This is a genomic window from Paraburkholderia heleia NBRC 101817 (assembly GCF_000739775.1).
GTDB classification, from domain to species: domain Bacteria; phylum Pseudomonadota; class Gammaproteobacteria; order Burkholderiales; family Burkholderiaceae; genus Paraburkholderia; species Paraburkholderia heleia.
Map to the genome: position 1 here is coordinate 1 of NZ_BBJH01000058.1, position 13,093 is coordinate 13,093.

General features: G+C 67.8%; 12 protein-coding genes. 2 read left to right on the forward strand and 10 right to left on the reverse strand.

Annotation, left to right across the window (positions count from 1 at the left end):
• Positions 1–182: 182 nt before the first annotated feature.
• The 8 genes from BHE01S_RS33160 to BHE01S_RS33195 all read right to left on the reverse strand — a co-directional run bounded on the left by BHE01S_RS33160 (position 183) and on the right by BHE01S_RS33195 (position 7,838).
• The gene (locus tag BHE01S_RS33160; RefSeq protein WP_042271956.1) at positions 183–668 is read right to left on the reverse strand and encodes an acyl-CoA thioesterase; all 486 of its coding nucleotides are present in this window, start codon (positions 666–668) and stop codon (positions 183–185) included.
• A 118-nt stretch (positions 669–786) separates the two neighbouring features.
• The gene (locus tag BHE01S_RS33165; protein WP_407669581.1) at positions 787–1,503 is read right to left on the reverse strand and encodes a phosphorylase; all 717 of its coding nucleotides are present in this window, start codon (positions 1,501–1,503) and stop codon (positions 787–789) included.
• Between the two features lie 2 nt (positions 1,504–1,505).
• Positions 1,506–3,473, reverse strand: coding sequence for a squalene--hopene cyclase (gene shc, locus BHE01S_RS33170; protein WP_157025798.1), 1,968 nt, complete (start codon positions 3,471–3,473; stop codon positions 1,506–1,508).
• Positions 3,474–3,520: 47 nt separating this feature from the next.
• Complete coding sequence (gene hpnE, locus BHE01S_RS33175) at positions 3,521–4,789, reverse strand: hydroxysqualene dehydroxylase HpnE (protein WP_042271962.1); 1,269 nt, start codon at positions 4,787–4,789, stop codon at positions 3,521–3,523.
• The gene (gene hpnD / locus BHE01S_RS33180) at positions 4,789–5,640 is read right to left on the reverse strand and encodes a presqualene diphosphate synthase HpnD (protein WP_042271965.1); all 852 of its coding nucleotides are present in this window, start codon (positions 5,638–5,640) and stop codon (positions 4,789–4,791) included. Before hpnD ends, hpnE begins: the two co-directional genes overlap by 1 nt.
• A gap of 272 nt (positions 5,641–5,912) precedes the next feature.
• Positions 5,913–6,857 carry a sensor domain-containing diguanylate cyclase gene (locus BHE01S_RS33185; protein ID WP_042271968.1) on the reverse strand — a complete coding sequence of 315 codons (945 nt, stop codon included), beginning with the start codon at positions 6,855–6,857 and terminating at the stop codon, positions 5,913–5,915.
• Positions 6,854–7,477: a chemotaxis protein CheC gene (locus tag BHE01S_RS33190; RefSeq protein ID WP_042271970.1), complete on the reverse strand. Its 624-nt coding sequence runs from the start codon at positions 7,475–7,477 to the stop codon at positions 6,854–6,856. The genes BHE01S_RS33185 and BHE01S_RS33190 overlap by 4 nt, the downstream gene beginning before the upstream one ends.
• A complete protein-coding gene (locus tag BHE01S_RS33195) occupies positions 7,470–7,838 on the reverse strand; it encodes a response regulator (RefSeq protein WP_042271973.1) in 369 nt (122 codons plus the stop codon). The genes BHE01S_RS33190 and BHE01S_RS33195 overlap by 8 nt, the downstream gene beginning before the upstream one ends.
• A 618-nt stretch (positions 7,839–8,456) precedes the next feature.
• Here BHE01S_RS33195 and BHE01S_RS33200 point away from each other — a divergent pair.
• Complete coding sequence (locus tag BHE01S_RS33200) at positions 8,457–10,736, forward strand: hybrid sensor histidine kinase/response regulator (protein WP_042271976.1); 2,280 nt, start codon at positions 8,457–8,459, stop codon at positions 10,734–10,736.
• 154 nt (positions 10,737–10,890) lie between these two features.
• The gene (locus tag BHE01S_RS33205; RefSeq protein WP_042271979.1) at positions 10,891–11,610 is read left to right on the forward strand and encodes a hypothetical protein; all 720 of its coding nucleotides are present in this window, start codon (positions 10,891–10,893) and stop codon (positions 11,608–11,610) included.
• Between the two features lie 35 nt (positions 11,611–11,645).
• Here the strand turns inward: BHE01S_RS33205 and BHE01S_RS33210 are convergent, their stop codons facing one another.
• Both BHE01S_RS33210 and arsC read right to left on the reverse strand, forming a co-directional pair.
• The gene (locus BHE01S_RS33210; RefSeq protein WP_042272058.1) at positions 11,646–12,200 is read right to left on the reverse strand and encodes an NADPH-dependent FMN reductase; all 555 of its coding nucleotides are present in this window, start codon (positions 12,198–12,200) and stop codon (positions 11,646–11,648) included.
• A 372-nt stretch (positions 12,201–12,572) separates the two neighbouring features.
• Complete coding sequence (gene arsC / locus BHE01S_RS33215) at positions 12,573–12,926, reverse strand: arsenate reductase (glutaredoxin) (protein ID WP_042271982.1); 354 nt, start codon at positions 12,924–12,926, stop codon at positions 12,573–12,575.
• Positions 12,927–13,093 lie beyond the last annotated feature (167 nt).

Sequence of the window (13,093 nt, forward strand, 5' to 3'; positions counted from 1 at the left end):
CCCGCCGCCAGCGGCTTCCGCACCGGCGGCGGATGTGAAGGCAGAGCCTGCGAAGCCGGCATCGGCGCCCTGAACGCGATATCGCGGCCGCCCGTCTGCGGGCGAGCCGCGCATCAACGCGAAAAAACCCGGCAACCTTTCATTCAGGTTGCCGGGTTTTTTTGTCCTTCCATACGCGCCGCTCAATGCACCGAAGCGTCCTCGCTCTCGGCCTGGCGGCGGGCCTCGTTCGCCGCCGCCAGCGCCGTGGCGTCCGCCGTCGTCTGCACGGTCTGGCGATAGCGCTCGTAGGCTTCGTCGGCGTAGCGGATGCGTTCGCGGCCGTGCGGGACGGGCACGCCGTCGGCGTCCAGGTTCACGAACACCATCTTTTCGATCGTCAGGATGCTCTTGCGCGTGATCTTGTTGCGCACTTCGGCGCGCAGCGTGACCGACGTCCGGCCGAAGTCCGTGGCCGTTATGCCGAGCTCGATGATGTCGCCCTGACGCGCCGAACTCACGAAGTTGATCTCCGAGATGAACTTGGTCACCACACGCTGGTTGTCGAGCTGGCAGATCGCGTAGATCGCCGCTTCTTCGTCGATCCAGCGCAGCAGGCTGCCGCCGAACAGCGTGCCGTTCGGATTCAGGTCTTCAGGCTTGACCCACTTGCGAGTATGAAAATTCACGGCTGATAGCTCCCCGAAATGTGATTTGCCCCCAGTTTGCGAGAACGAGCCTGGGGTTAACACCGAGATGCTATCAGAGATAGGGGTTTACCCTGAATATTTCAATAATCCGCCAGGGTCATGTGGGGAAAAAGGCGCCGGTGGCCGTCAGCACCTGCCGCGCGGCGCGCAGCGACTGGCGTGCCGCTTTCGCGTCCGCCGCCACGCGCAGCAGGCCGCCCAGTTGCGCCGGGTCGCGCGCCAGCTCGCGCAGGACCGGGAGCACTGCCGTCGTGCCGTCGTCGCGCAAGCCGGCCATGGCTGCTTTCGGCAAGCTGCGCCACGCCGGGTCGACGATCGCGCGGCACACGGCGAACGGCACACCATGCGCGGCCGCCGCAGCCGCAGCCAGATGCGATTCCATGTCGACGGCGAGCGCTCCGCACGCGCCGAACAACGCTGCCTTGTCCGCCGCGCCGGTGAGCGGCGCGGCAACGGCTGCCTCCACGCCGCGCCGCGTCTTCGCGGCGAGCGGCGAGGCCATCAGCGCGTCGGCCATGCGCGCGCTCCAGTCGGCATCGGCCTCGACGCGCCCGAACGGCCCTTCGATCGCTCGTGCGATCACCAGGGTGCCCGGCTCGAGATCGGGCGCAAGGCCGCCCGCCGTGCCGAAGCTCACGATGCCCGCCGCGCCGTCCTCGAGCGCCGCCGCGAGCGCGCTCTGCAGCAGATCGGCGCGCGCGGCGTAGACGGCGCGCACGCCGTCCCGGCCCTTGCCCGCGGCAATGCCCGCCTCGAAGGCCATGCCCGTCACGGCGATCACGGGCAGGGCGCGCGCCTTGACGCTGGCCGCCACGCTCACAGACCGACCGTGACGCGCGTCACGCCCGCGCGCTTGAGGTTGCGGTAGCGCGCAAGCGCCCACAGCGGGAAAAACTTGCGATAACCGTGGTAGCGCAGATAGAACACGCGCGGAAAACCCGTGGCCGTGAAGCGCGTTTCGTCCCAGAGACCGTGTTCCTGCTGCGTCTTCTGGAGATACGCGATGCCGCGTGCAACCGCCGGATGATCGACCGCGCCCGCGGCCATCAGGCCGAGCAGCGCCCAGGCCGTTTGCGATGCGGTGCTGGTGGCGCGCTCGTAGCCGCGGTATTCGAGCTTGTAGCTCGTGCCGTCCTCGCCCCAGCCGCCGTCGTCGTTCTGGATCTGCTCGAGCCATTGCACCGCGCGCTTCATGCGCGGGTCGTCGTGATCGAGACCGGCCGCATTGAGCGCGCACAGCGCCGTCCACGTGCCGTAGATGTAGTTCATGCCCCAGCGGCCGTACCAGCTGCCATCGGCTTCCTGCTCCTCGAGCAGGTAGTGGTATGCGCGGCGCGCGTGCTCGTTTGCGGCCGGCAGTTCGCCGAGCTGCGCGAGCATCGACAGGCAGCGGCCCGAGACGTCCGCGGTCGGCGGATCGAGCAGTGCGCCGTGGTCCGAGAACGGGATGTTGTTCAGGTAGTACTGCGTGTTCTCCGGCTCGAACGCGCCCCAGCCGCCGTTGCTGCTTTGCATGCCGACCACCCATTCGCGCGCGCGCTCGATCGCGGCGTCGTAGGCCTTCGTGTTGTCGAGCTTGTCCACGCGGTCCATCGCGGCCACGACCACAGCCGTGTCGTCGACATCGGGGTAGTGCGGGTTCGCGTACTGGAACGCCCAGCCGCCCGGGCGAACCGCCTCGCGGCGCGAGATCCAGTCGCCGCGCACGTCGAGAATCTGCAGCGGGCGCAGCCATTCGAGGCCGCGGCGCGCGGCCTCCCTGGCGCGGGCGTCACCGGTCTCCAGCAGGGCGTGTGCCGCCAGCGACGTGTCCCACACGGGCGACAGGCAGGGCTGGACGTACGCTTCCTCCGTGCGAACCGTCACCAGCTTTTCGAGCGACTGCCGCGCGATCGCGCGATGCGGATGATCGGCAGGATAGCCAAGCACGTCGTACATCATCACGGCGTTGGCCATGGCCGGGAAGATCGCGCCCAAGCCGTCCTCGCCGTTCAGGCGCTCGTCGACGAACGCCACCGCGGCGTCGATCGCGCGCTGGCGCAGGTAGGCCGGAAAGAGCGGATCGGTCACGCGCAGCACGCCGTCCACGGCGCGGAAGAAGCCGAACCAGCCCTTGCTCTGATGCGGGGAGCGGGCGTTCAGGCCCACGCTCACGGGCGCGCCGCGGAACAGCTCGTCGATGCGCACGCCACGCGGGTTGCGCGCCACCGGGCGCTTCGCGCCCAGCACGAGCAGCGGCACGATCACCGTGCGCGCCCAGTACGACACCTTCGAAAGATGGAACGGGAACCACTTCGGCAGCAACGTGATCTCGACGGGCATCATCGGGACTGCGTACCACGTCACCACGCCAAAGAGCGCGAGCAGGATGCGCGTGAACACGTTGACCTGCTCCGCGCCGCCCGCCGCGAGAATCGCCTCGCGCGCACGCACCATGTGCGCGGCGTCTTCGGCGTCGCCGATCATCTTGAGCGCGAAGTAAGCCTTCACGCTGGCGCTCACGTCCATCGCGCCGTCGGTGAAGAGCGGCCAGCCGCCGTCCGGCAGCTGGATGCGGCGCAGGTAGCGCGCGATCTTCTGCTCGAGCTCGAGGTTCGCGGTTTCGCCCAGGTAATGCACGAGCAGCACGTATTCGGCGGGGATCGTGGCGTCCGCTTCGAGTTCGTAGACCCAATGGCCGTCGGCGCGCTGGTCGGCGAGGATCGCGTCGGTCGCGCGCGCGACGGCGGCGTCGAGCGTTGCGAGCGGTACGGCCGTCTCATCGGCAAACGCGGGAGCGGGCATCGCCACGGCCGGCGTAGCAACGCCGGGCGTGTCCAGGGATAAATCGTTCATCTACGTTCCAAATTTTCGGTCAGGAGCAGTTCGGCGGCCTTGCGGCCCGAGCGGATCGCTCCTTCGATCGTCGCGGGCAGACCGGTAGCCGTCCAGTCGCCAGCAAGCATCAGATTGTTCCAGCGCGTGCGCGTCGCGGGGCGGCGCCACTCCTCGTCGGGCACCGCGGCGAAGGTCGCGCGCGCATCGGCGTACACGCGCCAGGCGGGCAGCGGCTCGAGCGGCAGCGAGGCCGCCTCGGCTACGTCGGCCCATACGCGGCGCGCGATCTCCTCGGGATCGAGGTCGAGCACGCCGTGCGCGTCGTGAATCGTCGCCGAGAGCCGCCCTTCGGCCGTGCACAGCCAGTGGGCCGTGCCGTTGACGAGCGCCATCGGCGTCACGAGGCCTGACGGTGGCGGCACCACATAGTGCACCGTGACGATCGCAGTATGGCGCTGCGGCGCCTGCAGCGCCGGCACGAGCACCGCGGCGGCCGAGCCGGGCACGGCCAGCACCACGGCCTCGCCGGGAGCGAGCGTGATGCGCCCGTCCGGAAAATCGAGTGCGGCGACGCGGCCCGCCGCGTCGTCGTACACGATCTCCCTGAGCGGCGAGTCGAGGCGAATCGCCGCGCCGCCGTGCTGAAGCATGCGCAAGGCCGGATCGACGAACGCGCTGGAAAGGCCCGCGCGCGCCGCCAGCGGCCGGAACGAGTCGCCGCCCGCCGCGAGCGACTCGCGCAGCATCGCGCCCGCCAGCTCCGCGCTGCCCACGCGCGGCTCGACATTGAGCGCCGTGAGAAAGAACGGGTACAGCAGCCGGTCCCACAGCACGCCTTCGCAGCGCATGGTCTGCGCCATCGTGCGGCCCGGCTTGGCGAACAGGAGCGGCAGCAGCCCCAGATAGTCGGCGGCGCGCGTACCCGGCACGCGCGAGCGCGGGTCGCCGATCCAGAACGGCATGCGCGAACGCGAGAAGCGCACCGTCCAGCGCGAGCGCGCGGCGAGATCCATGAACGCAAAGCCCGGCTCGGCGGGGCCGCAGAGCGCGTCGCCGGCGCCGATCGTGCGCACGTATTCGAGCGTGCGCGCATGTCCCGCCAGCACCAGATGATTGCCCGTATCGAGCGTCGCCGAGAGCGTGCGGTCGTAGTACGAGCGGCAGCGTCCCCCTGCCTGGCCGGCGGCCTCGTAGAGCGCCACCTGCACGCCGCGCCTCTGAAGCCGCACGGCCGTCGCGAGGCCCGCAAGCCCAGCGCCGATGACGTGGACTAGCCGAGGCATCAGAACAGCGCGTAACGCGCGACGATCCACATGAGGCGTGCGCGCGGCTTGCTGACTTTCGTGCGCGGCAGGTCGAAGCCGCGATCCACGGTGCGCTCGAGCAGCACGCGATAAACGCCCGACATGATGCGCGGCGCTTTCACCTGCGCGCGCGGCGCCGCGTTCATGATCGCGTCGGCCTGCGCGAAGTGTGCGCGTGCGCGCTGCACGAGCGTCTCGCACACACGCGGAAGCGACGGATCGGCGGCGATCGTGTGCGGATTGCCGGCCGCGATCCCTTCGCGTGCCAGCAGTTCGCGCGGCAGATAGCAGCGGTTGATGTCCGCGTCTTCGTCGATGTCGCGCAGGATGTTGGTGAGCTGCAGCGCGCGCCCCAGGTGGTGCGACAGCAAGCGGCCCGGCTCCTCCTGCATCCCGAAAATCCTCACCGACAGCCGGCCTGCGGCACTCGCCACGCGGTCGCAGTACAGGTCGAGCGTGTCCTCGTTGGGGGCGCAGATGTCCTCGGCGGCGTCCATGGCCATGCCGTCGATCATCGCGTGAAAATCTTCGCGCTGGAGCCCGAACGTATGGATGTGGCGCGTGAGCGCCGCGAGCGAGGCGCGCGGCGTGCCGGCATAACACGCGTCGATGTCGGCGCGCCATTGGTCGAGCCCTGCCGCGCGCTCGGCACGCGGCAGGTCGCTGTCCGCGATGTCGTCGACAGCGCGGCAGAAGGCGTAGACCTGATACATGGCGTCGCGCTGCGCAGGAGGCAGGATCCGCATCGCCAGATAAAACGAACTGCCCGACGAAGCGGCGGCAGCGTCGGTTTGTTTTGTATCGTCCACGACGAGATTGGAAACAGCCAAGACGATCTCCGCTGGGGGCGCCCTCAACGGGCGTTCGACTCTATTCGGGCCCGCATTGCCGCGGGTCGCCCGCGCGCGCGGACACGCGCGAGGCACCCGACCCTGAAATTGCTCGCCAGGAGGCGTGCGAGGCCGGAAACGGCCAAAAGTATAGCAACCTTTGGGGCGGCCCGCGCAGGGCGCCCGCAGCCGGAACCGGAGCGCGCAGCCCCTGGGCACGCGGACGATGAGGCAGATTGAAGAGGCGGGGGCCAGCTGCGCCCCGGCAGGTATCAGGCGAGCGCGACCGAGCGGTTGCGCCCCTGGCGCTTCGCTGTGTACAGGGCGGCGTCCGCCTCGTTGATCATGCCTTCGTAGTCGGGCGCACCCGCGCGCGCGGTGGAAGCGCCAACGCTGGCGGTCACGGACACGATCACGCCCTGCACCTCGATCGGCTCGTCGCCGATCGTGCGGCGGATCTTCTCCGCGACGTAGAGCGCGTCGTCGAGCGGCGTGCACGGCAGGAGCAGCGCGAACTCCTCGCCGCCGAAGCGGCCGAACACATCCTGCTTACGCACCACGCCCGACACGCGCTGTGCCATCGAGCGCAGCACAGTGTCGCCAGCCACGTGGCCAAATTCGTCGTTGATGCGCTTGAAGTGGTCGAGGTCGAACAGCAGCATCGACAGCTCGCCGCCGTAGCGCTGCCAGCGCAGGAATTCGTCGGCGAGGCGCGTTTCGAAGAAGCGCCGGTTCGCGATGCCGGTGAGGCCGTCGCGGTCGGCGTATTCGCGCAGCCTGGCCACGGCGTCCTCGCGCTCGCGCTGCATGATGCTCACGTGCGTGACATCCGAGATGGTCACGCAGACGGCAATGACGTCGCGCCCGCGCATGAGCGGCATGAAGGTGCAGTCCTGCTGCATGTAGTCCACGCCGCCCGTGATCGGCCGGTCATGGTCGAACTGGAACAGATACGGGCGCTGCTCCCATGAGCTGAATGCGAAGCTGCCCAGCTGGAACACGCTTTCCACCTTGCGCGTGAGCCACGCGCGCGGCAGGTCGGGGAAGCGTTCGAAGAGGGAGCGGCCGATCACGTCCCCGGCGGTCACGCCGCTGTGATCCTGCATGAAGCGGTTCCAGCTCAGCACCTTCATGTCGCGATCGACCACGAATATGCCGAAACCCACCCGTTCGACCACGAGGTCCGCTAGCGTTGGCAACCCGGCTGGCTCGTTCATAGGCTATGTAGCAACGCGTCGATAGCCCGGCTCACGACGTGGATCGACTCCTCGGCCATCAGCATGACGAGGTGGGCGCGAAAGCGCTGGTCTTCCAGCGCGAAATTCACTTCGACGAGCAGCGCGACGTCCCAGGCAAGCAAACCCGGCTGGAACACCTCGTCGAGCATGATCGCCTCGCCGAGCAGGCCCGGCTGCGAAAACACGGGCATGCGCCCGAGCTGGTCGAGCATCGACGACACGCACGCGCCCGTGAGCGCGTTGGCGACGTCGAACATCAACTCTTCCTCGGTGAGGGCATCGTCGCCGATCGTCGCGTAAGGTCCGCCGACCAGGCCGCCAAGTTCGGCGATCTCGCCGCTGCGACAGATCACCAGCGCCTCGCCCTTGATCTCCGAGCGAAAGCCCTGGCGCACGGCCGCAACCGGGCCGTCGATACCGGTCATCTCGCGCAGCGCCTCCGCGGCCTCGGAGACGGCGACCACGCGCACGCGCGGCACCGACAGCTCGATGAAGGCGTTTAGCAGCCCCGACAGTCGCGTCGCGGCCTGCCCCATGCCGAGATTGGCGATCTCCTGCAGCGCGTCGCGCTGGAGTTCCGTGAACACTCGATCAGGCATACAACCCGTACTCCTTCAGGATGGGCAGCAGCGCCTCCTGGGTTACCGGCTTTGCGACGAACGCCGCCGCGCCCAGCGCGTGCACGCGCTCGCGGGCGCGAGGCTGGACGTCCGCAGAAACGACGATCACGAACGTATTCAGGTCTTCGTGCTGCAATGCCTCGAGGACCTGGAAGCCTGTCATGTCGGGCATCGTGAGGTCGAGGAACATCACAGCCGCGCGGCCGGCGCGGTAATGGGCAAGCGCTTCGTGTCCGTTCGATGCGTACGAAATCGCCACGTCCCAGTCCTCGGGCAGCGCCTTCGTGAGCACCTTGCGGGCTAACAGCGAGTCATCGGCGATCACGATGGGCAAGGACATGGATATGCTGAATGAGTGTGCGTTGGACGGAGTGCGTTTCGACGGATTAACGGCGGCGCGGGCAATTACTTTAGGGAAACTTCAAAGAAAAATTGCGCGCCGGCCGAATCATTCGTAACGCATGAACGGACCCGCGCGCTGGCGCGCCGGCGCAAGGCGCATGGCCGCGCCGTTGCCCGATGGCTGCCGGCAACCCATGCGCCGGCTGTGAAGGCCTCGTCTGCATGCCTGCAGCCACCCCGTAGCATGGCCATGCGCCGTGACGGCAGACATGGCGTTCATGCGAATGCGTTATTTATCGTGTCCGCGATTCTCGAATCAAATTGAATCAAATGCAACTCGCCGTTAATCGATCAACGAACAAAATCAACTCATTTTTAACAATTTATTGGAATGAATTAATCACCCCCTAAATAAAGAACGTCGATTATCCCTTTGTGGTACGTTTGCGCTTCGCCGATTTTCGCGCATTCGGCATTCAGCGAGAGGAAAACCCCTGGGCGGCCCTGCCTGCCGACGACGCCTGCGGCGCGCACGGTATGCGCTAGCCGGCGGGGCGTCATCGCGGTCGTTTATCATGTCGGCTGCCATGCCGCCTTTTGCCTGCTTTTCCGTACGATGATTGCCGACCGGCCCGAACGGCCAGACGAACGCACACCCCTGCCGCCCCCCGCCGACGACGCGCCGTTTCCGGCCGCGCCGGGCCACGACTTCACGGTGCGCCGACGCACACTGCTGGCGCTGCTCGTCGCTGCGATCGTTCTGCCGTGCCTCTATGTCGCCGCCATGGCGTACAACGACTTGCGCGCGCGCGAGGCCGACGCCACCGACACGACGCTGCGCACCGTGCGCGTGGCCGAAGAGCACGCGCTCAAGGTGTTCGACATGAACGAGGCGCTCGACGCGCGCGTGGTCGACCTCGTGCGCGACCTGAACGACGACGGCATCCGCGCCAGCGAGCCGCAGATCCACCAGAAACTCGATGCGATCGGCGGCGGATATCCGCAGGTGGCCGCGGTGTCAATTTTCGGGACCGACGGCGACCTGCTCGCGAGCAGCCGCTATTCGCCGCCGCCGCCAATGTCCATCGCCGCGCGCGACGACTTCACCGGCATTCGCGACGGCCGCGTGCTCGACCACGTCTCGCGGGTGATGCAGGGCCAGGTAAGCGGCGAGACCGTGTTCAACATGGGCGTGGCGCGCCTGAACGACGCCGGCGCGTTCGCGGGTCTCGTCTCCGTCGCCCTGCGCCCCGGCTATTTCAGCTCGTTCTACCGCGACCTGCTGGGCCCCGGCTCGCCGATGTCGCTCGGCCTCATGCGCAGCGACGGCACGATCCTCGCTTTCGATCCGCCGCCGCGCGCCGGCGCCACGGTCATCACGCCGCACTCGCCGCTTGTCGCCGCGCTCCAGCGCGGCACCGAGTCCGGCGTCGTGCGCATGCATTCCGCGCTGCTGGGCAGCAACGTGATCCTCGCGTTCCGGCGCGTGGGCGCGTACCCCGTCTACGTGACCTGCGCGTATCGCACGCCGGCGATCTGGGCCGCCTGGTACCGGCACCTGAGCGTGCTCATCATCTCGATGTTCACGCCGTCGATTGCCCTCTGGTGCGTGATCTGGCTGTCGCTGCGGCGCCTCGCCGCCGAAGAGGAGGCGTGGGAGCGCTGGCAGGCCGAGGCTTCGATGCGCCGCTCGATCGAATCCGCCTACCGGCAGTCGCGCAAGATGGAAGCGCTCGGCAACCTCGTGGGCAGCGTCGCGCACGACTTCAACAACCTGCTGATGATCGTCTCGGCCAACGTGCAGATCGCGCGGCGGCGCGGCGCCGCGGGCTTCGAGCGCGAGCTGTCGGCGATCGAGCGCGCGCTCAAGAGCGGCCAGTCGCTCACGCGCCAGCTGCTCGGCGTGGCGCGCAAGCAACCGCTGCGCAACGAGACGATCCATGTGGGGCGCTGGCTGCCGGCGGCCCGCGAGCTGCTGCGCGCGTCGCTCGGCGCGAAGGTGTCGCTCGTCGTCGAAGTCGACGACGACGTGTGGCCCGTTCTCGTCGACGTGGCCGAATTCGAGCTCGCGCTCATCAATCTCGCCGTGAACGCACGCGACGCGATGCCCAACGGCGGCCGCTTCACGGTGCGCGCGCGCAACATCCGATTCCGGTCCGACGAAGGCTTCCCGCTCGAGGGCGACTTCGTGCACGTCGCCCTCGAAGACACTGGCACAGGCATGCCGCCTGACGTGCTCGCGCGCGCGTTCGAGCCGCTCTATACGACCAAGTCGAAGGGCACGGGGACCGGCCTCGGGCTCCCGCAGGTATTTGCGTTCTGCGAGCGCAGCGGCGGACTCGCCGCGATCGACAGTGCGATCGGCGCGGGCACGACGGTGCATCTGTATCTGCCGCGCTCGCTCGCCGAGCCGCCCGCGCAGCGTCCGAGCGAGCCACGCGAGGAGCGCGCCCAGGTGCAGCACGGGCTGAACGTGCTGCTCGTGGAGGACAACGACGAAGTCGCGGCCGGCACCGAGGCACTCCTGCAGATGATGGGCCACCGCGTGACTTGCGCGAGCGACGCGGCGAGCGCGCTGGAACGGGTCGAAGCGCCGCCTGGCGAGGGTGAGCCCACGCCGCGCTTCGACCTCGTGCTGTCCGACATCCACATGCCGGGGACGATGAACGGCATCGATCTGGCCGAGGCCCTGCAGGGCCTCGAGCCGGAGCTGCCCGTGATACTCGTGACAGGCTACGCGGAGGAACTCGAGCGCACGCGCAATGCCGATGTGCGCGTGCTATCGAAGCCATTCGACATCGCGCTGCTGGAGAAAATGCTCGAAGCGATTCGCGAGGACCGCGAGGCGCGCGCGAAACGCGAGCACGGCGCCACACTCCCGAGCCCGCGTGCATGACCGGCCGCAAGCGTCACGCCTAGCGGCACGGGGCTTGCGGCAGACCACACGAGGTGCAGAATCAGGCGGTTCGACCTTGTGCGCAGCATGCACGAGCCTCGCGCAATCGGTGCATGATGTGAGCAGGCGTCGCCATCTGGCGAAGGAGGCTGCCATGAAACAGACCGTGACCGGCGTTTTCCAGACCTACGACGAAGCACGCCACGCGCAGGACGCGCTGCTGCAACGCGGGTTCGCGGCGGGCGACATCGACCTGCCGGCGCGCAGCGAGGGCGTGCTCGCCGGCATCGAGCGGCTCGTGGGAAGTTTATTCTCCTCGACGGGCGATCTGCGTCGCGCCACCGAGACCCAGACGGGCATGACACCTCCCCCGGGCGAAGCGGTGCGCATCGGCGTGCATGTGAGCGACGAGGCGCACGCCAACCTCGCGTACGAGACGCTGCGCGAGGAGCATGCGACGGAAGTCGCGCTGCGCGGCACGCCGTGGGCGTGGCCCGCGGCGGACCGTCCGGTCGCGCGCGAGCATTCGGCACTCGACGAACTGGGCCTCTCCGAGTTCGCCGACGCCATGCGCCGCCGCGCCGCGCAAACGCAAGGCGCGCGCGAACAAGCCCCCGCTAGCTCGAGCGTCGACCCCGCAGTCGAACCGATGCGGCCGACGAGCGAGGCCGAAGCGACCGTGCTCACATCCGCAAGCGCACCCGGTGCCGGAGCGGTGATGGGCGCGCATCACGTGGACGTTCCCGGCGCGCCCGAAGCGACGCGACCCGCAGCAGGCGTCGCGCCGCAAATTCCGGACGAATTCCTCGAGTACGAGGAAGACACGCCCGAGCATCACAAGGACATGCCGGGGCAGCGGCGCACGTTGCACTGAGCCGCCCGCGCCAGTGCGGGGGTCCTGATCAGGCGTCAGCGGCCAAGCTGGCGCTTGACCCAGGCCACGTAGGTATCGACGAAGCCCTGCAGGAACTTGCGCGTATCCTCGTTGACGATCTCGCCTTTTTCGTTGATGCGGCTCGCGTCGTGCTTGATGAACATCTCGGGCTGACCGAGCAGCGCGACGTCGAGATAGGCGAGCACATTGCGCAGATGTTGCTGCGCGAGCGCTGTGCCGGTCGCCCCCACCGACGTGCCGAGCACCGCGCCCGGCTTGCCGCGCCACGAATTCGTGCCCCACGGCCGCGAACCCCAGTCGAGCGCGTTTTTCAGCACGCCCGGAATCGAGCGGTTGTATTCGGGCGTGACGAACAGCAGGGCGTCGGCCGCTTCGATCTGCTGCTTGAAGCGGCGCGCCACTTCGGGATAGTCGGCGTCGTATTCCTGGCTGTAGAGCGGCAGCACGCCAATGTCGAGATATTCAAAAGTAAAATCGGCGGGGGCCAGCGAAGTCACCGCGTGGGCGAGTTGCCGATTGAATGAATCCTTGCGCAGACTGCCGACCACAACCGCGATCTTGTAGGCCATTTCGGTTTCCTCGAAAGCGCGCACGAAGCGCAGTGGAAGGAACCATCATCATAGACGCCTGCGCGTTGCGGCGATGCGCGCGCGCTCACCCGGGGCCAGCCCGATATCGGTGCCGCGTGGTTCGGCGTGGCGTTGTGGATAACCGGGGGTAGCGCGAATTTATCCACAGATTTTGGGCATAAGCTTGTGGACAACTTGCGTGGAGAGCCGATGAACACGGGCCTCGCATCGGATGCGTCTGCAGGTTAGCAAAGATGCAGATTCCATGCGTACATGGCGAGGATTGCACCTCGTCCATGCATGCGGGCATTGGCGCTCGCGATTCGCTCGCTTTTGGCGCGTGAGCAAGCCAACGCATTTATCGCAGCGATTTCAACCGAACAGCGCCGCAACGTTTTCGGGCGGGCGGCCAATCACGGCGCGGCCATCGCGTACGACGACGGGCCGCTGCAGCAGAATCGGGTGCCGCACAATTGCTTCGTAGAGCTGATCATCTGTGACGCCGGGTGTGTTGAGGCCGAGTTCCGCGTACTCGGTTTCGCCGGTGCGGATCATGTCGAGCAGCGGGCCGCCCAGCATCGCATGCAGCGCCTTCAGCTGGTCGACGGTGAGCGGCTGCTTCAGGTATTCAATCACCTCGACTGGCTCCTTCGCCTTCGCGGCGGAAACCAGCTCGTAAGCCGCGCGGGACTTGGAGCAGCGGGGGTTGTGGTAGATCGTGATCATGACGTCGAAAGTGCGAGAGAGGAGTGGTGGGTGAGTCACGGCGAGACCGGAGCATCGCTGCGATTTTACCGGGGGGCGTGTTGGCGCGCGTAGGGAGCTTCAGCCGACGAGGCCTGGCTCTCTTGCCACGGCTTGCTGCCTGTGGGTCTCGTGTATGGTCCCGCGCT